This is a genomic window from Balneola sp. EhC07 (genome assembly GCF_001650905.1).
Lineage (GTDB): Bacteria > Bacteroidota > Rhodothermia > Balneolales > Balneolaceae > Balneola.
Window position 1 is genome coordinate 158,242 of sequence record NZ_LXYG01000020.1, and the last position, 22,743, is coordinate 180,984.

A 22,743-nucleotide genomic window follows, 5' to 3' on the forward strand; every position below is an offset into this window, starting at 1 on the left:
CATCAGGGTTTTAAAATAACTAATTATAAATGCTACTGCTTATTGATTTGAAGCTAAGCCTCGCACAGATTCAGCAAGCATTTTTACTTTTTCATTATCTGAAGCCATACCATCCATTTTATCAGCAAGCTCAGTAAGAATTTTCTTTCTCACCTTCGGATTTGCAGCTTCAGCATTAGCTAAACTCTGTCGAGCCATTTTAACAGCGGTATTGTCCAGCTCTTTATTTCTTTCAAGCTGATCCACATAAGCCTTAGAAAGAGCAAAAGTTTTCGGCCAAACAAACTTAGGCTGACCCTGAGCATTCAGATATTCAAGCTTAACTGTATTAGCGGCATCAATTTCATTTTGAGTAATGTATGGAGTGGCTTCGAGTTCAAAGATATCAAGTCCTCGAGCGATCTCAGAACTTACGATAGCGCCATTGTACCAATACACAGACCAACTTCCACCGTTAGCCATGCGGTCTGCCGCTATAGGACCATAATCCTGAAAAGCGATCTCAATCGGGTTGTTAGGATCAGTCCAGTCAAATACTGAAATTCCACCTTGATACCACGATTGAACCATGATCTCTCTTCCGGGTACCGGAATCATTGAACCGTTATGTGCTACACAATTTTCCTGTGAAGTTTGAGGAGCAGGAAGTTTATAGTATTCCTGAAATTCCATTTTGCCATTTTCAATAGTAAAGATTGCATTCGCTCCCCATTCCATTGGATCTGCTTCACGGCATTTAGGCTGTCCGCCACCGCCCCACTCATCTGTAAACAAAACTTTCTTCCCATCATTACTGAATGTAGCTGAGTGCCAGTAAGAGAAATTAGAATCTGCTACTGCATCAATTCTTGTTGGGTTCGCCGGATCAGAAATATCCAGCAAAAGTCCATAACCTTCACAAGCCCCACCTGCTAAACCAATTTCAGGATACAATGTAATATCATGACACTGAGTTGGTCCTCCACGATCATCTTCTTCGCTATCACCATCACCTCCACCAAACATTCGTGCAACAATAGCCGGTAATTGCTCTCTTAATGCAGCACTATCTGCGGCTGTCGGCTCACCTTGCACTCCCAAAGCATTAGACATTAACTGAGTTACAAACCTATCAGGAACTACAGTTTCCTGTCCATTAAACTCTATAATAAATGCGCCGGCTTTTCTAGCTTTTTCGATCTCAATTGCATCAGCCGGAGACATTCCGTGAGTTGGTGGTGCTTTCAGGTCTTCGAAAATTCTAGGAGAACTTACGATCTTTGACATTTCCGGATTACTCAAGGGAACCTTTATTACTTCTATTCTGAATAATGCAGAATTCGGATCGTCGTCTGGTGACATATCAGAACAACCAGGCAACTCTTCCTCAGGACGTACAGAAGCTGATCCTGATACATACACATAAACGTTTTCATCATCATTCGGATCTTTAAGAACTGAATGCGTATGTGAGCCTCTGCAAGTCTGAACGTTAGCTACATACTCAGGTTCTTCAATATTGCTGATATCAAATATTCTGATTCCACGAAGTCGCTCGTCACTAACTGCTTGCTGAACACCTTCTGTACCACAATCTAAACGACCGCTTAACCCTTCTCCTGAAACAAACATAAGATCACCATATACAGAAACATCACTTTGCGATGCCGGGCATAAATAATCTTTAACCAATACAGGATTTGCAGGATCAGAAATATCCCAAACTAAAACTCCATTATAATTTCCCTGAATGGCATATTTACCTTTGAAAGCAAGATCAGAGTTTGTTACTCCAAGAAATGCCTCAGGTGGAGGTGTGCTTGATAATTTATTCAGATTCCAAATTGCTTCTTCAGCATCGAAAAGTCCGGCACCCAATCCAACTCTGGGATCAGGTGTTGGAGAATCTACATTAGAGAGCGAATTCACGGTTGGAGAAGTATAATCTACATCCATCATTGGCTCGGTTGATGAACAAGCATAAGTCATCAACGCAGCTGAAAATAGAAATATCCAAACACTCTTAAATACTCCCGTTTTTGTAAGTTTATTAAGTTTCATAATTGACCTTAAAGTTTATGTTTTGTCTGTGAAAAATTTGAAGATGATATTGATGCTCAATCTTTAGATTCTGATTCTATTTTATTCAGCATTAATTTCATTCGTTCAATTTCTGTGATTTGATCTACATTAATATCTGTAGACAGCCTGAATGCCTGCTCATCTTGAGCCGCACCATCAGTACTTATCAAAGTTTTAACCATCGTAACTGCCCCTTGATGATGTTGGATCATATAGGTAAGAAATAAGCGGTCAAATTCTTTTCCTTTTGCTTCACTTAACTCCACCAATTGTTCCTGACTCAGCATTCCTGCCATATTCATATGGTTTGAGTGATCCATACCCGCACCATGGATCATTAGATTTAACCCTTCTATATGAACTTCGGGTACCGGTTGATCTCGGTCGCGCAACCAGGTTTGCATTGAAGCAATTTCATCTTTTTGGGCATTAATTATTCGTGCTGCTAATGTCTGAACCTGAGAACTTGCTCCATTTTCCGGAGCCAATCGGGACATGATCAATGCCTGTGCGTGATGACCGATCATTCCAGTCATGAATTTTACATCCGCTTCTGTGAAATTCATCTTTGAGCTGTCAATTCTCGCCCAATAAATCTCTTCTAATTCTGCATTGCTGGGTCGATTATTTCTTTGTTCAGATGCATTTTCTGAACTTGTATTCTTACTTGAAGAACATGCACTAAAGATCAGAGTTGAAACCAATAATGCATTTATTAATAAAGTCTTTTTTGCCGATGGCATAGAATTTTAAAATTTACCTGTGTATAGCTTCTATTCAAAGCACACAGGTTAACCAATCGAGTATTAAAAGACAAAACAAAACCTTTTTAAGACACAATTTATCCCCGCCAAATAAACGAGATTATTTCTTTGCTTATATGAATTAAAAAAGGTTCCGGATTGTTGAATGTGCAAATAACAAATTAGTATCTATGAAAAAAATAATATCCCTTTTAACAATCATTGCATTTGTTTCCATCTCGGCCATTGCACAACTATCAAATTCACCTGATACTTATGAGACCGAAAAAGGGAAGCTGCTCATACATCCTGTAAATCACGGAACGGTAGCCTTCACTTTCGATGGTAAAACTATTTTCGTTGATCCATATGGTGGAGCACAGAAATTCTCTGATTTTAATTCCCCCGATCTTATTCTGATCACAGACATCCATGGTGATCACTTGAATTCGGAAACCATTTCGGGATTGGATACCAAAAACACCATATTTGTAGTTCCACAGGCAGTTGCTGACCGAATGGGCGAAGAAATGCAGGATCAGATCGTGATAATCGGAAATAAGGAAACTACTACTCAATTGGGAATTGAGGTTACCGGAGTTGCAATGTACAATCTGCCGGATGATGAATCTTCAAGACACAAAAAAGGAAGAGGAAACGGCTACGTTATCAATTTTGGAGGAACGAATGTATATCTGTCCGGAGATACAGAAGATATCCCTGAAATGAGAAATCTGGAAAGCATTGATATCGCTTTTGTCTGCATGAACTTGCCTTATACGATGGATATCTATCAGGCGGCTAGTGCGGTTATAGAATTTTCTCCAACTGTAATGTATCCATATCATCATCGCGGACAGGACATTCAACGATTTAAAAAAATTATGTCGGTTGGTAATCCTGAAGTGAATGTAGTTTTGAAAGACTGGTATCCAAGCAACTAAATTCAATTAATAACCCATAACCATTTATCTAAATCTATGCTAAACTTCGAATTCCAAAATCCAACTAAGATCATTTTCGGGAAAGACCAGATCTCGAAACTTTCATCTGAGATTCCTGAAAACGCAAAAGTACTTATGGTTTATGGAGGTGGAAGCATCAAAAAGAATGGTGTTTATGATCAGGTTTCACAAGCCCTCAAAGATCATGACGTAACAGAATTTGGCGGAGTTCCTGCAAATCCGGAATACGCTGTTTTACTTGAGGCTTTAGAAATCATCAAAACTAAAGACATCGATTTTATCCTTGCCGTTGGTGGTGGTTCAGTTATTGATGGTGTGAAGTTTCTGTCCGGAGCTGCCACTTATGAAGGAGATGAGCCATGGGATATTCTGGCAAAAGGAATTCGTACTTATCAAGGAATGCCCTTTGGTACCGTTTTAACACTTCCTGCCACCGGTTCTGAAATGAATTCCGGTTCTGTGATCACGCGCAAAGAAACAAAAGAAAAAAGAGTTATGGGTGGACCGGGATTATTTCCACAATTTTCAATTCTTGATCCACAGGTCGTTCATTCGATTCCTAAAAGACAGATAGCTAATGGTTTAGTGGATTCCTTCTCCCATGTAATTGAGCAGTACATGACTTACCCGGTCGCTGCCAGACTTCAGGACAGAATTGCTGAAAGCGTGATGCAAACTTTGATCGAAGTTGCTCCTAAAGTTATGGAAGATCCTTCGGACTATGATGCTGCTTCTGATTTCATGTGGAGTTGTACGATGGCTCTAAATGGTTTACTAAGAGTAGGCACACCAAACGATTGGTCAACACATATGATGGCTCATGAATTAACTGCTCTTTATGGGATCGATCATGCACGAACTTTGGCCATTATTCATCCCAGTCAATTGAGATATAAACTTGATGATAAAAAGGAAAAACTTGCTCAATATGCGGAAAGAGTTTGGGGAGTATCAGAAGGTTCTTTAGAAGAAAAGGCAGAAGCGGGGATCAGAAAAACCGAAGATTATTTTCATTCTCTGGAAATGGAAACTAAACTTTCTGATTATACTGATAAGTATGAAAAAACAGCTGCTATTGTGAAAGAACGCTTCGAAGAGAGAAATTGGAAAGGCTTGGGAGAAAAGCAAAACATCACTCCTGATGATGCAAAAAAGATCGTTGAAATGAGTTATTAACTCGTTCTGATCTAATAATTCGTTTTTTTGTAAAATCAATAAATTCAAAAATGTATAAAGTGTTGTAGTACGGATTACCCTTAGATCTAACTATCGTAGCTAATGAATTAGTAACTTTTAGTAAAGTTTATGCGTGTGTAGTTAAAAAAAGACGTAATTTTGCACAATTTTCCGAGCTCGAAGTAATTATATATCTTCAAGCTTAATTCATCTGCAAACACTTTATATGAGGGAACTGCTACTACTTAGCATATTTATTGGGTTGTCATCGATAATAGCAAACGCGCAAACTATTACGGTTACGGATAATACTACCGGATTACCTATTGAATATGCCACTCTCTTTGATGCAAAAAATGACATCTCAACTGTTACTGATATTCAGGGACAAGCTGATATTTCAGCGTTTAAAGAGTCCAAAAGTATTTCTATTCGGTATGTAGGTTACAGAGAAAAGGTCTTCAGCTATAAAGAACTTAAAGAGCTAAAATTCATGATCGCTCTGTCTCCATCAGATATCGCACTGAATGAAGTTGTTGTTTCCGCTTCTCACTGGAAACAGGAAACCAGAGAGGTTCCACTTAAAGTAACCTCCATTAATCCAGAAAGTATTCAGCTTCAAAACCCTCAAACAGCAGCTGACCTTCTCACAGTTTCCGGCGAAGTATTCGTTCAAAAAAGTCAACTTGGTGGAGGTAGCCCAATGATAAGAGGATTTGCTACCAATCGTGTTCTTATTGCTGTAGATGGAGTTCGAATGAACACAGCTATTTTCAGAAGCGGAAATGTTCATAATGTTATATCTCTGGATCCATTTGCGATTCAGAATACAGAAATTATTTTCGGTCCCGGTTCCGTAATTTACGGAAGCGATGCTATCGGAGGTGTTATGAGTTTTTATACATCTAAACCTGTTTTCTCCACCAATGATGAATTGTACGCCAGAGGTAATAGTACTGCCAGAGCATCTACTGCTAACAATGAACGAACTATTCATGTTGATGTTAATCTGGGAAGACAAAAATTTGCATCGCTTTCCAGTATAAGCTATTCAGATTTTGATGATCTAAGAATTGGTTCATTCGGGCCTAATGAATATTTAAGAACTTTTGAGGTTACTCAAGATCAGAATGGTGACTCAGTGATCTCTAATTCAGATCCACAGATACTCACTCCCACCAGATTCAATCAACTTAACTTGATGCAAAAACTTCGTTACTCACCTAATGAAAACTGGGATATCAATTTAGGATTTCATTATTCAGAATCCTCAGATCTGGATCGCTTCGACAGACTTACATTAACCAATGATACAGGAACTCCAAGCTATGCTGAGTGGTATTATGGCCCTCAGATCTGGCAAATGACCAACTTGAATATACTTCGTACATCTGACGGAAGATTTTTTGATCATGCAAGTTTAACTCTTTCCCAGCAGTACTTCCGTGAAAGCAGACATACCCGTAGGTATCAGTCTGATGAAAAAGTATCCAGGGAAGAAAACGTAGATGTGTATACCGTAAATCTGGATCTTGAAAAGAATATGAACTCAACTAGCAGGCTTTTTTATGGAGGAGAAGTTGTTCTAAATGACATTTCCTCTTTTGGGTTCAGTCAGGATATGGACGATAACTCTACTTCTCCTACTTCCACTCGTTATCCTGATGGATCTGATTGGAATTCATTTTCAGGATATTTAAGTCACCGATTAAAATTTTCTGATAAAATTAACATTCAAAGTGGTGTTCGTTATAGTCATTTCTTCTTAGACGCAGAATTTGATCAAACTTATTATCCGGTATCATTCAATAGCATTTCTATAAATGAGGGTGCGTTTACCGGAAGTTTAGGATTGGTTTATTCACTAAATGAAACTCTGCAGATAAATGCTAACCTGTCAACAGGATACCGCGCTCCGAATATTGATGACGCAGCAAAAGTCTTTGATTCAGAACCTGGTTCCGTAGTAGTACCAAATTCAAATCTTAAACCGGAATACGCCTATAACGCAGATATCGGCTTTGCCAAAGTCTTTAGCAAAGCAGTTAAAATTGATGTAACAGGCTACTATACGATTCTGAAAGATGCTTTGGTAAGAAGAGACTTCACCATTAATGGACAGGATAGTATTCAGTATGATGGTCGTTCCAGTAGAGTTCAAGCGATACAGAATTCTGCTCAGGCCACAGTATATGGAATACAAGCCGGAGTAAAATTAGAACTCTCGTCAGGTTTTAGAGTTTCGAGCCAAATTAATATTCAAAAAGGAGAGGAAGAACAAGATGATGGTACTATGGCTCCTTTAAGACATGCGGCACCTACTTTTGGAGAAACACATCTTAGTTATACCTATGATAAACTGGAAGTAGATCTTTATGCAGAATACAATGGTGAACTTTCTAATTCCGAATTAGCCCCATCAGAGAAAGGAAAAGATTATCTGTATGCAAAAGATATTTCAGGTAATCCCTATTCTCCCCGATGGTTCACTTTGAATTTGAATTCAGCTTATGAGGTAAGTTCTACTGTAAAAGTTAGCGCAGGCGTTGATAATATAACCGATAAAAGATACCGACCGTATTCATCAGGAATTGCAGCCCCCGGAAGAAACTTTTTTGTAGCCGTAAGAGCTAACTTTTAAGCTTTAATTCGGTCTATTAATTCCTCAAAATCATTAAATACAATATCTGCTAATTCTATTCCTTTTTTATCCGGATTTGAAGTATACCAGGCCACTTTCCATCCTGCCGCTTTACCTCCTTCTACATCCGAAGTAAGGGAATCACCTACATATAGGATGTCTGATCTTTCAATACCAACTAACTCTGTACTGTGATCAAAGATCTTGGGATGTGGTTTCATTACACCTATTTCTTCAGAGATGACAATTTGACTTACCATTTCTTCAAACCCAAACTGCTTGATCTTCATCCATTGTGTTTCAGCAAATCCATTTGTTATTATACCCACATTATATGTTGCTCTGATTCTGTCGAAAGCTTCTTCTGCACCTGCGATCCATTCCCAGTGATTACGATAATAATTCATATAGACTTTTCCGGCTTCTTCATAAAGTGCTGCAGAAATGCCTAATTCGATAAAAGTTTCTTCAAACCTTCGTCTGTGCAGGATATGCCGATCGATCTCTCCCCTTCCATATTCCTCCCACAACCCTTTATTGATGGTATGATAAGTAGCGATCAGACTATCCAGCGAAATGTCATTAAATTCTTCAAAATGTCTATGAACATCCTTAAGTCCATTTTGTTCTGCCTTTTTGTGATCAAGAAGTGTGTCATCCAGGTCAAAGTAGATGAATTTTGGTTTTAGGTCTGACAATGGAATAGTTTTTGATTATTGTTGAATTGAATGAACCAAAATAAATTTAGGCTCGTAAGCGGGCTTAAGTTAAACAACTAAATACAAAATCATGAAAGGTAAATTAATTATAGGGCTTGTTGTTGTAGGCTTGCTCGTTTTTTTTGGCATAAGCATAAATAACGGGTTAGTTGAAAAAGAAGAAGCAGTTGAGGGAGCCTGGGCACAAGTGGAAAACCAATATCAGCGAAGAGCGGATCTGATACCAAATTTGGTAAATACCGTTAAAGGTGCTGCTAACTTCGAACAAGAAACTTTAACTTCAGTAATTGAAGCCAGAAGTAAAGCAACTTCTGTAAACATCAACGCTAGTGATCTTAGCGATCCTGCTAAATTTCAACAGTTCCAGCAAGCACAAGGTGAGTTGAGCGGTGCTTTATCCAGACTTTTGGTTTCTGTTGAGCGCTACCCTGAGTTGAAGGCAAATTCTAATTTCAGAGATTTGCAAAGTCAGTTAGAAGGTACTGAAAACAGAATTTCTACTGAGCGAAAACGATTTAATGATACAGCTCAGAATTACAATAGTTCTATCAGAAAGTTCCCGACAAGTATTTTTGCTTCTATCGGTGGGTTTGAAAGAAAAGCTTACTTCGAAGCAGATCAAGGTGCAGAAAATGCTCCGACAGTAGATTTTGGTAATTGAAAAGACACAAGAACTAAGACATAAGATGTAAGACATCAGAACACTCTTACATCTTATGTCTAATATCTCACTACTATTCCCATGAAAGAATTCCTTAACGAAGATCAAGAGAAAGCAGTAATCCGTGCAATCAGAGAGGCCGAAACATCTTCTTCCGGAGAAATCCGTGTACACTTAGAAGCAAAATGTGAGCAAGAAGATCCTATAGAAAGAGCAAAGGAAGTTTTTGCAGAACTCAATATGCATGAAACAGAACTCCGGAACGGAACCATAATTTATGTAGCTTCCGAAGATCATAAAATTGCAATTTGGGGAGATGAAGGAATCCATTCGAAAGTTGGACAGGATTTCTGGGATGACGAACTTGAACTCCTTACCAAGTATTTCATGGCTGATGATTATGAAACCGGGTTAAGAGAAGCTGTTCTGAAAATAGGTGACAAATTAAGAGAATTTTTCCCCTATCAAGGCGAAGATGACATCAATGAATTACCGGATGATATAAGTTATGGAGATAATAAAGATGCGTAAATTATTTTTACTTATAACGATCTTATTTATCTCATTGAGTGCTTTAGGTCAGGATATTCTTCCTGAGCGAGCAAAAGGAATGGTTAACGATTATGCCAATATGCTTTCAAGTTCTGAGGTTAACAGACTTGAGCAAAAACTCCGAAATTATAGAGATACTACAACGAATGTAATCGCTATAGCTACGATTGAATCGCTTGATGGTATTGCAATACAACCTCTAGCAACAGAAACTTTTTCGAAATGGAAAATGTGGGAAGGGGATCGATACAACGGGGTTTTAATACTAATTTCAGAGACAGATCGGGAAATGTGGATCGAGGTTGGTTATGGACTTGAAGGAGCAATCCCCGATGTCATGGCAAATCGTATCTATGAAAACATACTTCGACCAAATTTTAGAAATGGTGATGTATACGGTGGCTTAGACAGAGCTACTGATGCACTCATTGCACTTGCTACCGGAGAGTTTGAAGGTGTACCTGAATTACAGTCTAATTCAAACGATGGTTCATTTCCTGTAGAAATAGTCATTTTTATAATTGTGATCATCTTTGTTCTAATAAGGAAAGGAAGAGGTGGTAATCACGGTGGAGGAAAAAGAACACTAAGTGCCGGTGAAGTTCTGTTTTGGGGAAGTTTACTAGGCGGAGGGCCACGAAGAGGTAGTGGTGGATCGTCATTCGGAGGCGGTTTTGGTTCCGGAGGTGGTGGGTTCGGAGGCTTCAGCGGAGGTGGCGGATTCGGTTCCGGCGGCGGTGGTGCTGGTGGAGGCTGGTAGCGCCAAGTCTTCGGCTTGGAATTAGGAATGCAGAATTTAGAATTAAGAATTCTTTGTGATTTCGAATTAAAACAGAGCCTGTAGAATATTACAGGTCTCTCTAAGCAATGTTTAGATTTCTCCCTTCGGTCGAAATGACAAATCTAATTCTTAATTTTCCAATTTCAATTTTAATTCCTAATTCAAAAGTGCTTGCTCCAGATCAGCAATAATATCATCCGCACTTTCAATTCCCACTGACAATCTCACCAATCCATCTGTAATACCGGCATCACAACGAAGCTGCTCGTCAACAACAGAATGTGTCATTGAAGCCGGGTGCTGTATTAAGGTATCTACGGTTCCCAAGCTTACTGCCAGAGTACAAAGCTTAACATTATTCATCAGAGATTTTCCCGCTTCCAAACCATCTTTCAATTCAAAAGAGATCACTCCACCGAAACCCTTTGTCATAATTGAGCCGGCAAGAGAATGTTGGGCATGAGATTCCAAACCGGGATACCAAACCGTTTCCACTTTTGGGTGTGACTCTAAAAATTCAGCAACTTTCATCGCATTGGAAGAGTGTTTTTCCATTCGTAAAGCAAGCGTTTTAACTCCGTTCAATGTTATCCAGGCATCCATTGGACCAGAGATTCCACCCAGATTTTTTCTGAACAGATAAACACCCGTTTCATCTAATAATTCATTCTTTGCTACCAATGCTCCGCCAATGATTGTTCCATGTCCACCCATATATTTTGTAGTAGAATGAACAACAACATCCGCATCAAATTTCAGCGGCTGCAAATGATAAGGAGTAGCAAAAGTGTTATCCACCATAACCAAAGCACCATGTTCTTTAGCCAGTTTTGAAATTGCTTCAATATCACTCACTTTCATAGTGGGGTTAGCAATACTTTCTAAATAGATGAGTGCAGTATCAGGATTTTTCTTCAATTCCATTTCCAACAGGAACAGATCTGTCATATCAATAAAAGAAGTGCTCATCCCAAGCATTTCAGTTTCTTCTTTTAAGAATTGACTAGTACAACCATAAAGTGCATCCTGAGCAATGATATGCTTTCCTTTAGCAAGACTGATTATTCCTGTGGTTATCGCAGCCATTCCACTTCCGAAAGCTACTCCCGAAAAAGATTCCGGGGTTTCCATTCCATAGGTTTCCAGCTCACAAATAGCTCGTTCTAATTGCTCGACCGTTGGATTTCCCAACCTAGAATAAATATGAGAAGCTCCTCCTTCTTCATGAGCGAAAGCTTTTGATCCTTCATCAACATTCTTAAATACGAAAGTAGAAGTCTGATAAATTGGTGTGGTATGCGAACCATATTGATCTTTTTTTCCGGATCCGGCATGTACTGCACTAGATTCAAATGAAAGTTGTTTAGCTTTTGTGTCTATCATAATACTGGAATCACTGTTTCGTCTTTAATGGTATTTAATACAATATTGGTATGAAGCCTTTGCACATCAGGTAATGTGGTGAGTTTTGTTCTCATCAACTGCTCATAATCTTTCGTGTCTTTAGCCACAACATGAAGTAAAAAATCTCCTTCGCCGGTTGTGTTATAGCAAGCTAATATTTCAGGAATTGCTTTAACTGCTGAAGTAAACTCCTTCATTCGGTTTAACTGGTGAGCACTTAATGTAACTGTGACAAAAACCGTAAGACCCTTATTAACCGCTTCACGATTTATCTTAGCAGAGTATCCTTCAATTACTCCATCTCGTTCCAAGCGCTTTACACGCTCAAGAGTCGGAGTTGTAGTTAAACCTATTCTGGAAGCAAGTTCATTATTAGCTATTCTTCCTTCTTTTTGAAGAATGTCCACTATTTTAAGATCTGTTGCATCCAATTTCATGGCATTATTTGGCTGAATTAACCTAATATTTAACTATTCATTAAATATAATGCCATAGATTGAAAATTCCGAAGAATAATATTCTAAATTTAGAACATATACAGAATATTAAACTAAAAAAAGCCCCTCAAGAATTAACCTGAAGGGCTTTAGATGTAGAATGAAAATTCAGACGCTTATACCAAGCTATCCACTTCTTTGGTTTTCAACCCTTCCCCATCCGGAGATTTAGGAGTTGCATTCATATACTCTTCCAAAGTAAACTCATCAACCTGTATTGCATCTGTTCTGGCTGTTTCTGCTTTTTCAACCATTTCAGCTTCTGCTTTTGTGATTATATTTTTCTCCAAAGCCGGTTTCAACAAGTTCAGAAACGAATCTTTAGGAAGCTCTCGCTTTTTCATAGCCGTATAGAGCTTTTTGTATACAGGATTCGTGTTTGTTATTAAAGTTAAAGCATTCTCGTAGCGTCCAACAGCTTCTGTTGGATCTGAAGGTATATACATACCGTCTGTCATACGATCTCTTGCCTTACCGGGCTCTTGCATAGCCTGTGCTACTCTGTGTCCTAATTCATCAGATGGGTAAGTTCCAATTGGATTTAATCGTGACCAAACACCTACTAACCTAAATCCCCAACTTAGTCCCGGAACTTTGATCTCTCTTAAAATACCATCAAAAGCTTCCTGAATTCTATAGAAAACATAATCCATCGACCATTTGAAATAATCGAGATCTTCTTTGCGTCTTCCTTCAGCTTCAAACCTTCTTAGTGTAGCTGTTCCCAAATACATAAAGCTCAGGATATCAGCATAACGACCTGCGATCTTTTCTTTCATTTTCAAACCGCCACCGTAAGAGCCTAAAGCGATATCAGCAAAAAATGCAAAGGACGCTGAAGCCCAAGCCATTTTTCGGTAATACTTTGCAGCGGGTCCACTTACAGGAGAACCTGCCAGATATCCACGCGTAATGCTAAGCATAAACGAACGAGCTTTGTTTCTTCCAACATGCCCAATGTGCGCCCAAAAATTATCATCGAATCCTTTTACATCCTTATCCATCAAAGCATTGATCTCATTGAGAGCGTATGGATGGCAACGAATAGCTCCCTGTCCGAATATCATCAATGTTCTTGTGAGGATGTTTGCGCCTTCCACAGTAATAGCAATCGGCAAAGAAATATATCCATGAGCAAACACATTTCGTGGCCCTCTGGAAATTCCGGCTCCTCCCACTATATCCATCGCGTCATTTATGATCTCGCGGGTATGTTCTGTGAAATTGTATTTTGCGATCGCTGTTACAACTGCAGGTTTCTCTCCTTGATCCAGCCCTCCGGTAGTATATTTACGGGCAGCTTCCATAAAATAGGTGTACCCGCCAATACGAGCCATTGGCTCTTCAATACCTTCAAATTTTCCAATATTTAAACCGAATTGTTTTCTGATTGCCGCATAGGCTCCAACAACTCGGGTAGATAATTTTGCTCCCGCCAAACTGGATGCCGGCAGTGAAATACCACGGCCAACCGCCAGAGATTCCATCAACATTCTCCAACCATTACCTGCTCCTTCTTTTCCGCCGATTATTGAGTCCACAGGCACAACTACATCATGCCCATGAGTTGGGCAATTATAAAACGGAACTCCAAGTGGATCATGACGCTTTCCCAATACAACTCCCTCAGTATCTGATGGAATTAATGCACAAGTAATTCCAAGGTCTTCACCTTTGCCAAGTAAATTCTCCGGATCACGAAGCTTAAATGCTAATCCCAAAACAGTTGAAATAGCTGCTAAAGTAATATATCGCTTATTCCAGTTCAGCCTCAGATAAAGTTCTCCATCTTCCCCTTTAAATACCTCACCATCTGAAGTCATTCCTCCTGCATCAGAACCGGCGTTTGGCTCCGTAAGTGCAAAACAAGGCATTTCAACTCCTGCCGCTAACCTGGGCAAGTAATAGTCTTTCTGCTTTTGAGTTCCGTAGTGATTTAAAAGCTCTGCAGGTCCTAAAGAATTAGGTACCATAACGGTAGTTCCAAGTGGACCGCATCTGGATGATAATTTTGCTACTATAGCAGAGTGCGCTGTCGCTGAAAATTCAAGCCCACCATACTTTTTGGGAATAATTAATCCGAAAAAACCTTCTTTCCGAAGAAAGTCCCATGTTTCTTCGGTAAAATCTTTTCTTACAAAGACATCCCAATCATTCACCATCTCACAGACTCTTTCAACCGGTCCGTCAAAAAACTCTTGCTCTTCTTTAGTCAGATCGGGATAAGGTTGCTCCAGTGTTCTTTTGAAATTCGGTTTTCCGGAAAATAGCTCTCCTTCGATCCAAACATTACCCGCTTCTATTGCGGTTTGCTCCGTTTGAGATATTGTAGGCAGGAAGTTAAGTGCATCCAGCAACTTCATAATAGGCCCACTTAATAATACCCTTCTTACCGGTTTGATATTAAAAACCAATACAGGTACTGTATAAGCGATAAAGAGCCATTGCGGAGCATCGAGACCTATCAAGCCCGCATAACCCGCTATAGCCCAAAGCCAAAGTGGTGCTCCTGTATAAGCAAAACCAATAGCTATTATTACTGTTGCAGTGATCGAAGCCCAAAGTGGTACTTCGCTAAAAAATCCGAATAATTCTGATAATGCTTCCATAATGCTCTCCAAATTTTAAGAAACCTGAGTTCTTACCAGGAATCCTTCAATAATATGTTGAATAGATTTTTCAATAAAATGTTCTCTGTTGATCCTGTTATCTAATCTTTGATTTAATACTACCGATATTACACCATGCAATTGAGCCCAAATAGAATAAGCCGCTGTTACCGGATCTTCTTCTTCCATCAAACCTTCACGGACTCCCGATTCGATAATTTTTACTAAAAGCTCGTATGATCTTCGCGCCCTTCTGAATTTTTCTTTGGGGTAGCGAGCCATTGATTCTGACTTTACCATATATATGATCTGGTATTTCTCAGGATGTGCAAGTGCAAAATCTGTATAACTTCTGATCACAGATTCAAACTGTGTGATTACTCCTGAGTTTGAATCTACTTTTTGTTCTATGGATACACTCAAAGCTTCTACTGATTCTTCGATCAATGTATGCAAAAGGTGATCTTTGTTATCAAAATAGAGGTAAATACTAGTTGCAGATACTCCTGCTTCTTTCGCTATTCCACGCATTGAAAGTGCAGTATGTCCATCATTGTATAAAAGATGACGGCTTGTATCTAATATTTTTTCCCTCAAAGGGACTTCTTTTTTGCTCATTTTCAAGATTGGTTAACAGTGTTAACTAAACGAAGTTAACTAATCTGAGGCGAAAATCAAGCAATTGTAAAATAAAATTTAGTTTTACTTCTTTTCACTCCGTTTAATTTCAGTAAGACTTATTTATACTTGAAATAATATATGTCATGAATTTTCGTGTAATTAATAAAACTAAATCCCTATTTGTATTAATACTTCTAACATTAAGCTTGTCACCAATTCTGGAGTCTCATCCTTGGGGAGGGCTTGTTATAGACTGGGACGGCAATATATACTTTACTTTTATCTGTCCCATTGATGATGATAACAACCATTATGCTTGTGTATGGAAGATAGCACCGAATAATGAAATGGATCATGTTCTGAGAGCTCGAAGATCTCCAAGTGATATAATACTTTCCAGAAATTTAGACAGAGAAATATTTGCTGCAGAACGAAGTGGTCAAAATCCTAACCATAATAATATACTTTGGAAAATTGATGCTCCAACCAATCGCGCTTTGATTCCTGCTACCTCTGATCAAACCCAATTCCATATTCAATCGATTTCTGTAAGCAAAGCTCAAGAAATCTACTTTAGCAAAGATTCTGATATTTTTTTCAGAGACAGCCTAAATAAAACAACTAAATTAAATACACCTGATTTTGAACGAATAAATCTCACTGCCTGGGGGCCTGACGAAGAACTTTACATTATGTCCGGGGATGATATTTATATTTATGATGGTGAGGAATACAAATTACTAGCTTCGAATTTAAAGAAGCGAAATCCTGAAGACATTCCCTTTTCCGGAGCAAATATATTTTTCGATATGGTAGTTGATGAATCTAAAAATGTATATCTGGCATATTATGGAAATAGAGAGGTAATAAAAATATCACCTGATGGTATTGCAAGTACAATTTTGAAATCTGAAAGGCCATGGTCTCCACACGGAATAGATATCTATAATGGAGAAGTTTATGTATTAGAATCCACTATTGGCGATGGTAAGTGGTGGAGGTTTTGGGAAGAAGACCCGGGGATCATACCAAGAGTAAGAAAAATATCAACAGACGGAACTGTAAGCACCATCTATAGCTTTAAACCTCACTAAGGCCTGAAAGAAATGAACTTTATTAGTTTCCCTTTCTCTAAATGCATCTTTTCGTAGTACGTTTTTATTGAAAGTTCGGGGTCGTCCGGACATTCTTTATGAACGTCTTTTATATCTCTTAACAGCTGCAGGTTCTGTTCTTCGATCACTTCTTTGGTGAACTCATAAAGTTCCTGACTATCCGTTTTTAAGTTGATGGTCGCTCCGGATTTTAATAAAGGCCGATACAACTTTAAAAATTTTGGAGAAGTAAGTTTCTTCCTATCCTTCTTTAGTTGCGGATCCGGAAATATTATCCATATATCTGAAACTTCTTCCTTTTTAAAAAACTGATCCAGATGATCTATGTAAGCTCTGAAAAACCGAACGTTTTCTAATTCCCGATCCAGTGCACGCTGGGCTCCAACCCACAAACGATTTCCTTTTAAGTCAAAACCTACAAAGTTTTTATCGGGATAGAGTTTTGCCAAACCCGTCGAATATTCTCCCTTTCCACAAGCCAACTCCAGAACAATAGGGTTTTCATTTTTAAAGATATCAGCATTCCAGCTTCCTTTGGGAAATGGGTTCTTGCTGTTATAATCATGCCAGTCGAATGTATTTTCGAATGTCCTGACTTCCTCCATCCTTTTTTCTTTGATCTTCGGCATTTCAGGGAGCTAATCTTTTAATGATCCAATTCTTCTTTTCCTTCTCATACTTAATTCTGTCATGTAGTCTGCTGCGCCGTCCCTGCCAAAACTCAATTGATGTTGGCTCTACAACATAACCACCCCAGTGATCCGGCATGGGTACATGTCCTGTCGAATATAATTTAGTAAGCGCTTCAAACTTTTCCTCCAAAATTGCTCTGTTCTCAATTACAGAACTTTGTTCAGAAGCCAAAGCACCTATCTGGCTTTTAACCGGCCGAGAAACAAAATATTCTTCACTAGCCTCTGAGCTGATTTTTTTTGCAACCCCTTCTATACGAACCTGACGCTCCAATTCTTTCCATAAAAAGCATATAGATACATTGGGATTACTTTCTATATCTCTCCCTTTGTCACTTTTATAATTCGTATAAAAGATAAAGCCATTCTTCTCTATCCCTTTCAAAAGTACAATTCTGGAATGCGGTTTTTGGTCACTATCCACTGTAGAAAGCGTCATTGCATTTGGCTCCGGTAACATCGCCTTTAATGATTCATCCAACCAAATTTTAAATTGTTGAATTGGATCAACATGCACATCATTCTCGTCTAAAGTGCTCAGGGAGTAATCCTCCCTCAATTTTTGAATATGTTTATTATCCATTATTTAAAGTACTCCGGTTCATTACCGCTTTTCCATTTTATATTACATCCCATACTCGGTATTTGTGGCTCAAAATTCTCCTCTCCTTCTATCAATGAATTTGTTGCTGCTCTCATGTCATTTCCTGTTACAGGCTTTCCGTTTCCGGGTCTGCTATCATCAAACTGACCTCGATAAAATAATTTCAGATCTCTATCAAACAGAAAGAAATCCGGAGTACAAGCAGCTTTATAATCTTTTGCCACTTCCTGAGTTTCATCATACAAGTAAGGAAAAGGAAAATTGTGTTTATCAGAAAGTTCTTTCATTAAGTCCGGAGAATCCTGAGGATAATTTTCAACATCGTTTGAACTTATTGCGATACACTCGATCCCTTTTTGTTTGTACTCATTCGCAAACTCGACCAAACCTTCATTTAAGTGTTTAACATAGGGGCAGTGATTACAAATAAACATCACTAATACGCCTTTATCGAACTTGAGATCATTTAAAGAAACTTTACTTCCATCCGTATCCGGCAGTTCAAAAGATGGTGCTTTAGTTCCAATTTCCAACATTGTTGACAAAGTAGCTGACATGTTATTAAATCCTTAATTACCTTTGTTAAAATTATAGACTACGATGAAGCCTACTACTAAGATATTAAATGATAGAGACAAAATTTTGTTTGAGAAAGCTCTCAAATTCTATTTTTTTGCTCGCCAAATAGATGTTAAGAAACTTTCAGAAGACGTTGGAGAACGATTACATTATTCAGGTTCGGTAGCATACTCCCTTATAATTACGTTTGCTAAATCAGGATCCTTGAAAATCGAGTATATGGATTTCCTCAATCAGGAATTAAAAACCATGCTTGCGGCCGATGTTTCAACTTTTGAACCTCTTCAAATCAAGCCCTCAGAAATTGACGATATCGAGTTAATGAAAGAGACCAAAATTTCTTTTTTTGATGAAGATGAAGAGATGAACTTACAACTAATTTACTATCCTGAAGAAAAGAAAATTCAGCTAGCAAAATCTTAGACATAAAAAATCCGATATCCTTAGCTTTTATGAAAATGAGTTCTACTATCTTTTTCTTTTTAGTTAGGATATCGGAGTACTACATTAATATAGACTGAGTAAAAACTATAAAGTTTCAAATCCAAATAAGGTATCTACCCAAATTATGTAAATAGTTGCAATTGCTTGCCTGAACTACTTATAAAATGCTCAGTAGTAAGCCTGACATGATCATTATTCAATCCCAATCGTTTGGTTTGAACTTTAAAAAGATCCCTTATCTGGTTAGCAAAATTACCTTCCCCTCTCATTCTTTTCCCAAACTCTGCTTCATATAATTTCCCACCTCTCATATCCTTGATCTTATTTAAAACCTTATCCTTTCTGTCCGGAAAGTTTTGCTGTAGCCATTCTTCGAATAGATCCTTCACCTTAAATGGTAACCTTACAATAATAAAACTTGCTCTTGTTGCTCCTGCATCCGCAGCCGACTTTAAAATATCGGCACATTCATGATCTGTTAATCCCTGTATAATTGGAGCTACATTTACCCCAACAGGAATTCCGGCGTTGGCAAGTTTTTCTATGGCTTTTAGTCTTCTGTATGGACGAGATGTTCTCGGCTCCATTACTTCCGTAATTTTATTATCTAAGGAAGTCACCGATATAGTCGTGCTCACACAATTATACTCGTTTAACTCTTTTAACAGATCTATATCCCTCGTGATCAAGTGGTTTTTAGTAATTATGCCAACCGGATTTCTAAATTCAGCTAATACTTCAAGACATTTTCTAGTGATCAACAATTTCCTTTCAATAGGTTGATAGCAATCTGTAATTCCGCTCATAGCTATGACCTGAGGTTTCCATTTAGGAGAATTAAATGTCTTCCTCAATAATTCAGGAGCTTTATATTTAACCATGATCTTGGTTTCAAAATCCAATCCAACAGAAAAACCTAAATATTCATGGAAAGGTCGGGCATAACAGTAGATGCAACCATGCTCGCAACCTCTGTAGACATTTAATCCGGCATTGAAAGGTATGTCAGGACTGGTATTGTAGGAAATGATCTCCTTGGTATGATCTCTGATAAGCTTTGTTTTCGGATTAGGTTTTTCGCCGGTTTCCTCATCCAAATTGTAATCAATATAGTTTCCTTCAAATCTGTTGACCGGATTATCTGAAGAACCCCTTCCCTTTATATTTTGATGAAGCTGTTTCATGTACACATATTTTATACATATAAACTACTTCATTCTGATATAAATACAAAAAAAAGTCCGTACTTAAATTAAGCACGGACTTTGATCTGTTTAACCAAGAATTAATCAGCACAAGGAGCATCTTCCAGGTTCTCATCCCAGCATGATTTTACTCCTTCATTGTAATTTGGTGAAATAATAAACCCGACTTTCGTCTCTGTATTAAACTCTATAGTTGTAGTATTTCCATTAGAGCCGTCTACATAGACTATAGTTTTTATGGCGCCGTCGAAATCGTAATCAATTTCGCTACCCATATTTCCATTACGGTCGCTTAGTACTGAAAAATCTAAGTCAATACTTCCGTCATTATCTATGTCCCATTCTATTTCGGAAACAGCTCCTTCTTCCTGAGCATCATAATACGTCCATTCACCTTCAGATCCATCGTACTCAGCTTCTCCTGAAAATAGAAGGAAGTTGTTTAGAGGGGGATCAGTAGCCGAGGTTGTTACGAAAAAATTCCATTCAACTTCATCTTCAGAATCCACTTCCGCTGTTAATAAAACTGAAAAATCTTTGTCTTCATTTTCAGCTGTATACATCCACTGATATTCTCCTTCGGCTACTACTTCAGGATCCTTATTCTGAGCAGCTGTAATCAAAACCTTCGGGATAATCAGGTTTGCATCAACGATAAGCTTAGCGATTCCTGCTCTGAAAAGAGCGGCGTTAAAATTTGAACCAGCTTTTAACTTAGAATTACTATTGTTGTTAAAATCTGACAGATCTATTGCCATCGTTTCTGCCGATGGGATCTCAGGTGTGATTTCATTTGTATTATTAGAATCACTACATGATATAAAAACAGCCATAATCAGTATTATAGCTGTTAAGGATTTAAAGCTTCGAAAATTCATTTCAAGTCGTTTTGTTCAAGTTTCTTACTTAAATCTAAAGACCTGACATTTGTTCCGAATTCTATTTATCTGCAGAGTATACTTTTTTACCTGCAACCCAGGTTTCCAGGACTTTTATTTCCCAAATATCACTTGCCGGAACTGAAAAATAATCCTGATCAATCAAAATAAAATCAGCCCATTTTCCTTCTTCAATTGATCCCAAAACATCTTCCTGATGGCCTGCATAGGCAGCATCAAGAGTAAATGCACGAAGCGCTTCTTCTCTGGTTAAAGATTCGTTTGGATACCAGCCTCCATCAGGATTTCCACTGTGATCCATTCTTGTAACTCCAGAATACAATCCGAAAAATGGATTGGAATGCTCAACAGGAAAATCAGAACCCGCTGCTACTACAGTTCCTTGCTCCAAAAATGTTTTCCATGCATAACCACCTTTTATCCTTTGCGGACCAACCCGGTCTTCGGCCATATTCATATCACTTGTTGCGTGGGTTGGTTGCATAGAAGCAATAAGATCCAGTTCCTTGAATCTTGGAATATCATCCAGTGCTACTATCTGAGCATGTTCAACTCTGTTTCTTAATCCTTGATCACCGTGTTCATTCTGCGCTTTTTCGAGTGCATCTAAAACTTGTCTGTTTCCGGCATCTCCAATTGCATGAATATTTGCTTGAAAGCCTTTACCTACAACTTTTGAAACTGCAGCATCCATTTCCTCTTGTTCCATAAATAATAAGCCTACATTGCCCGGATCATCAGAATAAGGTTGTAACATAGCTGCTCCTCTGCTACCCAAAGCCCCATCAGAATAAAGTTTAACGCTTCTTAAAGCTAACATATCATCAGCATAAGATTCTATTGGACCATTTTTTGAAAGCTCGTCAAATGTATTGCCGGAGCCTGAGATCATACCATAGATTCTGGTCTTCGCCATATCCTGATCATTGAATTCTTTATAAAGATTCCAGGCCTTAACCCCTACACCTGCATCATGGACGGAAGTTATACCCATTTTAGCCATTTGCGCGTATGCTTTTTCCAAAGCTAATCGCTGTTCTTTTTCTGTTGGAGCCGGAATTTCGGATTCTACAAAACCTTGTGCAGCATCTATGAATACCCCTGTGGCATTCCCGCTACCATCTCTTATTACCTTTCCTCCTTGTGGATCAGGAGTGTCTTTGCTTATTCCTGCCATTCTTAATGCCATACTATTTCCCCATCCTGCATGCCCATCAACTCTGCTTAACCAAACCGGACGGTCTGAAATGACTTTATCAATGTCTTCTGCTGTTGGAAATTTATTCTCTTCCCACAGAGTTTGATTCCAACCCCTGCCTTGAATCCATTCCAAATCCGGATTTGCTTCCGCATAATTTTTTAAAGTATCTAAAGTCGCTTCAAGTGAATTGATTCCCATTAAATTTACATTTAATTGCTGGAAACCTAATCCCATCACGTGCCCGTGTGCGTCTATCAATCCAGGTAATAATGTCTTCCCATTTCCATCGATCACTTTTGCATTCGGAAATTCATCTCCAAGAGAAACATTGCTGGTTTCTATGAACTTACCATTTTTTATTGCAACGGATTTAAATTCGACCAACTCATCACCGATAATTGTGTATCCGTTAATATTTTCGATTAGTAATGTTTCATCTGTCGGACTACATGCAAGAAGAATTGTTGCTATAGTTATCAATAGTATTTGTGTATACTTCATATGGATTTTTATTAAAATATTTAACGTAATATAGGTATTGGTAATCGTTTCCTTAAATCAAATTTAAAGCTTT

Annotated in this window: 21 protein-coding genes; 8 read left to right on the forward strand and 13 right to left on the reverse strand. The window is 38.4% G+C overall.

Features of this window, described 5'->3' with window-relative positions; genetic code table 11:
* Positions 1–39: 39 nt before the first annotated feature.
* Both A8B79_RS15170 and A8B79_RS15175 read right to left on the reverse strand, forming a co-directional pair.
* Entirely contained in the window at positions 40–2,040 is a 2,001-nt protein-coding gene (locus A8B79_RS15170) for an LVIVD repeat-containing protein (RefSeq protein ID WP_066224409.1), read from the reverse strand.
* Between the two features lie 56 nt (positions 2,041–2,096).
* Positions 2,097–2,804, reverse strand: coding sequence for a DUF305 domain-containing protein (locus A8B79_RS15175; protein WP_066224412.1), 708 nt, complete (start codon positions 2,802–2,804; stop codon positions 2,097–2,099).
* A gap of 191 nt (positions 2,805–2,995) precedes the next feature.
* Here A8B79_RS15175 and A8B79_RS15180 point away from each other — a divergent pair, with 191 nt between their 5' ends.
* The 3 genes from A8B79_RS15180 (at position 2,996) to A8B79_RS15190 (ending at position 7,586) form a co-directional block, all read left to right on the forward strand.
* Positions 2,996–3,748, forward strand: a complete 753-nt coding sequence (locus A8B79_RS15180; protein ID WP_066224415.1) for an MBL fold metallo-hydrolase — start codon at positions 2,996–2,998, stop codon at positions 3,746–3,748.
* Between the two features lie 36 nt (positions 3,749–3,784).
* Entirely contained in the window at positions 3,785–4,945 is a 1,161-nt protein-coding gene (locus A8B79_RS15185) for an iron-containing alcohol dehydrogenase (RefSeq protein WP_066224417.1), read from the forward strand.
* A 226-nt stretch (positions 4,946–5,171) separates the two neighbouring features.
* Complete coding sequence (locus A8B79_RS15190; protein WP_066224420.1) at positions 5,172–7,586, forward strand: TonB-dependent receptor; 2,415 nt, start codon at positions 5,172–5,174, stop codon at positions 7,584–7,586.
* Here A8B79_RS15190 and A8B79_RS15195 read toward each other — a convergent pair.
* Positions 7,583–8,284 (reverse strand): YjjG family noncanonical pyrimidine nucleotidase, encoded by a 702-nt coding sequence (locus A8B79_RS15195; protein ID WP_066224422.1) that lies wholly within the window; start codon positions 8,282–8,284, stop codon positions 7,583–7,585. The genes A8B79_RS15190 and A8B79_RS15195 overlap by 4 nt on opposite strands.
* Positions 8,285–8,375: 91 nt before the next feature.
* On the opposite strand from A8B79_RS15195, the gene A8B79_RS15200 reads away from it, so the two are divergent.
* From A8B79_RS15200 to A8B79_RS15210, 3 genes are all read left to right on the forward strand, one after another.
* Positions 8,376–8,966, forward strand: coding sequence for a LemA family protein (locus tag A8B79_RS15200; protein ID WP_066224425.1), 591 nt, complete (start codon positions 8,376–8,378; stop codon positions 8,964–8,966).
* Positions 8,967–9,047: 81 nt separating this feature from the next.
* Positions 9,048–9,497: a TPM domain-containing protein gene (locus A8B79_RS15205; protein WP_066224427.1), complete on the forward strand. Its 450-nt coding sequence runs from the start codon at positions 9,048–9,050 to the stop codon at positions 9,495–9,497.
* Positions 9,490–10,278 carry a TPM domain-containing protein gene (locus tag A8B79_RS15210; RefSeq protein ID WP_066224788.1) on the forward strand — a complete coding sequence of 263 codons (789 nt, stop codon included), beginning with the start codon at positions 9,490–9,492 and terminating at the stop codon, positions 10,276–10,278. The genes A8B79_RS15205 and A8B79_RS15210 overlap by 8 nt, the downstream gene beginning before the upstream one ends.
* A 177-nt stretch (positions 10,279–10,455) precedes the next feature.
* Here A8B79_RS15210 and A8B79_RS15215 read toward each other — a convergent pair whose 3' ends face one another.
* The 4 genes from A8B79_RS15215 to A8B79_RS15230 all read right to left on the reverse strand — a co-directional run bounded on the left by A8B79_RS15215 (position 10,456) and on the right by A8B79_RS15230 (position 15,427).
* Positions 10,456–11,682 (reverse strand): trans-sulfuration enzyme family protein, encoded by a 1,227-nt coding sequence (locus A8B79_RS15215; protein ID WP_082894214.1) that lies wholly within the window; start codon positions 11,680–11,682, stop codon positions 10,456–10,458.
* Positions 11,679–12,140, reverse strand: coding sequence for an Lrp/AsnC family transcriptional regulator (locus A8B79_RS15220; RefSeq protein WP_066224434.1), 462 nt, complete (start codon positions 12,138–12,140; stop codon positions 11,679–11,681). The genes A8B79_RS15215 and A8B79_RS15220 overlap by 4 nt, the downstream gene beginning before the upstream one ends.
* Before the next feature lie 176 nt (positions 12,141–12,316).
* Positions 12,317–14,809, reverse strand: coding sequence for an acyl-CoA dehydrogenase (locus A8B79_RS15225; RefSeq protein ID WP_066224439.1), 2,493 nt, complete (start codon positions 14,807–14,809; stop codon positions 12,317–12,319).
* A gap of 15 nt (positions 14,810–14,824) precedes the next feature.
* Positions 14,825–15,427: a TetR/AcrR family transcriptional regulator gene (locus tag A8B79_RS15230; RefSeq protein ID WP_066224442.1), complete on the reverse strand. Its 603-nt coding sequence runs from the start codon at positions 15,425–15,427 to the stop codon at positions 14,825–14,827.
* 209 nt (positions 15,428–15,636) lie between these two features.
* Here A8B79_RS15230 and A8B79_RS15235 point away from each other — a divergent pair, with 209 nt between their 5' ends.
* Positions 15,637–16,524, forward strand: coding sequence for a hypothetical protein (locus A8B79_RS15235; RefSeq protein ID WP_153038460.1), 888 nt, complete (start codon positions 15,637–15,639; stop codon positions 16,522–16,524).
* Here the strand turns inward: A8B79_RS15235 and trmB are convergent.
* From trmB to A8B79_RS15250, 3 genes are read right to left on the reverse strand one after another with little or no spacing between them, the layout of a single operon-like run.
* A complete protein-coding gene (gene trmB / locus A8B79_RS15240) occupies positions 16,521–17,174 on the reverse strand; it encodes a tRNA (guanosine(46)-N7)-methyltransferase TrmB (protein ID WP_066224449.1) in 654 nt (217 codons plus the stop codon). The genes A8B79_RS15235 and trmB overlap by 4 nt on opposite strands.
* Position 17,175: 1 nt before the next feature.
* Positions 17,176–17,820 carry a pyridoxamine 5'-phosphate oxidase gene (gene pdxH, locus A8B79_RS15245; RefSeq protein WP_066224451.1) on the reverse strand — a complete coding sequence of 215 codons (645 nt, stop codon included), beginning with the start codon at positions 17,818–17,820 and terminating at the stop codon, positions 17,176–17,178.
* Positions 17,820–18,398, reverse strand: a complete 579-nt coding sequence (locus A8B79_RS15250) for a thioredoxin family protein (protein WP_066224454.1) — start codon at positions 18,396–18,398, stop codon at positions 17,820–17,822. Before A8B79_RS15250 ends, pdxH begins: the two co-directional genes overlap by 1 nt.
* A gap of 43 nt (positions 18,399–18,441) precedes the next feature.
* Between A8B79_RS15250 and A8B79_RS15255 the strand changes: the two genes are divergently transcribed.
* Positions 18,442–18,843 (forward strand): hypothetical protein, encoded by a 402-nt coding sequence (locus tag A8B79_RS15255; protein WP_066224456.1) that lies wholly within the window; start codon positions 18,442–18,444, stop codon positions 18,841–18,843.
* 143 nt (positions 18,844–18,986) lie between these two features.
* Here A8B79_RS15255 and A8B79_RS15260 read toward each other — a convergent pair whose 3' ends face one another.
* The 3 genes from A8B79_RS15260 to A8B79_RS15270 all read right to left on the reverse strand — a co-directional run bounded on the left by A8B79_RS15260 (position 18,987) and on the right by A8B79_RS15270 (position 22,670).
* The gene (locus A8B79_RS15260) at positions 18,987–20,048 is read right to left on the reverse strand and encodes a PA0069 family radical SAM protein (RefSeq protein ID WP_066224459.1); all 1,062 of its coding nucleotides are present in this window, start codon (positions 20,046–20,048) and stop codon (positions 18,987–18,989) included.
* A gap of 101 nt (positions 20,049–20,149) precedes the next feature.
* On the reverse strand, positions 20,150–20,902 hold the full coding sequence (locus A8B79_RS15265) for a hypothetical protein (protein ID WP_235603771.1): 753 nt from the start codon (positions 20,900–20,902) through the stop codon (positions 20,150–20,152).
* A gap of 106 nt (positions 20,903–21,008) precedes the next feature.
* Positions 21,009–22,670, reverse strand: a complete 1,662-nt coding sequence (locus A8B79_RS15270) for an amidohydrolase (RefSeq protein WP_066224465.1) — start codon at positions 22,668–22,670, stop codon at positions 21,009–21,011.
* Between the last annotated feature and the right edge of the window lie 73 nt (positions 22,671–22,743).

Excerpts from the sequence above, each read along its gene's own strand:
- A8B79_RS15230 (WP_066224442.1), bottom strand. The coding sequence starts at position 15,427 with ATGAGCAAAAAAGAAGTCCCTTTGAGGGAAAAAATATTAGATACAAGC.
- pdxH (WP_066224451.1), bottom strand. The coding sequence starts at position 17,820 with ATGGATAATAAACATATTCAAAAATTGAGGGAGGATTACTCCCTGAGC.
- A8B79_RS15270 (WP_066224465.1), bottom strand. The coding sequence starts at position 22,670 with ATGAAGTATACACAAATACTATTGATAACTATAGCAACAATTCTTCTT.
- trmB (WP_066224449.1), bottom strand. The coding sequence starts at position 17,174 with ATGCCGAAGATCAAAGAAAAAAGGATGGAGGAAGTCAGGACATTCGAA.
- A8B79_RS15205 (WP_066224427.1), top strand. The coding sequence starts at position 9,048 with ATGAAAGAATTCCTTAACGAAGATCAAGAGAAAGCAGTAATCCGTGCA.
- A8B79_RS15200 (WP_066224425.1), top strand. The coding sequence starts at position 8,376 with ATGAAAGGTAAATTAATTATAGGGCTTGTTGTTGTAGGCTTGCTCGTT.
- A8B79_RS15255 (WP_066224456.1), top strand. The coding sequence starts at position 18,442 with ATGAAGCCTACTACTAAGATATTAAATGATAGAGACAAAATTTTGTTT.
- A8B79_RS15190 (WP_066224420.1), top strand. The coding sequence starts at position 5,172 with ATGAGGGAACTGCTACTACTTAGCATATTTATTGGGTTGTCATCGATA.
- A8B79_RS15170 (WP_066224409.1), bottom strand. The coding sequence starts at position 2,040 with ATGAAACTTAATAAACTTACAAAAACGGGAGTATTTAAGAGTGTTTGG.
- A8B79_RS15175 (WP_066224412.1), bottom strand. The coding sequence starts at position 2,804 with ATGCCATCGGCAAAAAAGACTTTATTAATAAATGCATTATTGGTTTCA.
- A8B79_RS15265 (WP_235603771.1), bottom strand. The coding sequence starts at position 20,902 with ATGGCTGTTTTTATATCATGTAGTGATTCTAATAATACAAATGAAATC.
- A8B79_RS15215 (WP_082894214.1), bottom strand. The coding sequence starts at position 11,682 with ATGATAGACACAAAAGCTAAACAACTTTCATTTGAATCTAGTGCAGTA.
- A8B79_RS15260 (WP_066224459.1), bottom strand. The coding sequence starts at position 20,048 with ATGAAACAGCTTCATCAAAATATAAAGGGAAGGGGTTCTTCAGATAAT.
- A8B79_RS15250 (WP_066224454.1), bottom strand. The coding sequence starts at position 18,398 with ATGTCAGCTACTTTGTCAACAATGTTGGAAATTGGAACTAAAGCACCA.
- A8B79_RS15225 (WP_066224439.1), bottom strand. The coding sequence starts at position 14,809 with ATGGAAGCATTATCAGAATTATTCGGATTTTTTAGCGAAGTACCACTT.
- A8B79_RS15180 (WP_066224415.1), top strand. The coding sequence starts at position 2,996 with ATGAAAAAAATAATATCCCTTTTAACAATCATTGCATTTGTTTCCATC.
- A8B79_RS15220 (WP_066224434.1), bottom strand. The coding sequence starts at position 12,140 with ATGAAATTGGATGCAACAGATCTTAAAATAGTGGACATTCTTCAAAAA.
- A8B79_RS15210 (WP_066224788.1), top strand. The coding sequence starts at position 9,490 with ATGCGTAAATTATTTTTACTTATAACGATCTTATTTATCTCATTGAGT.
- A8B79_RS15185 (WP_066224417.1), top strand. The coding sequence starts at position 3,785 with ATGCTAAACTTCGAATTCCAAAATCCAACTAAGATCATTTTCGGGAAA.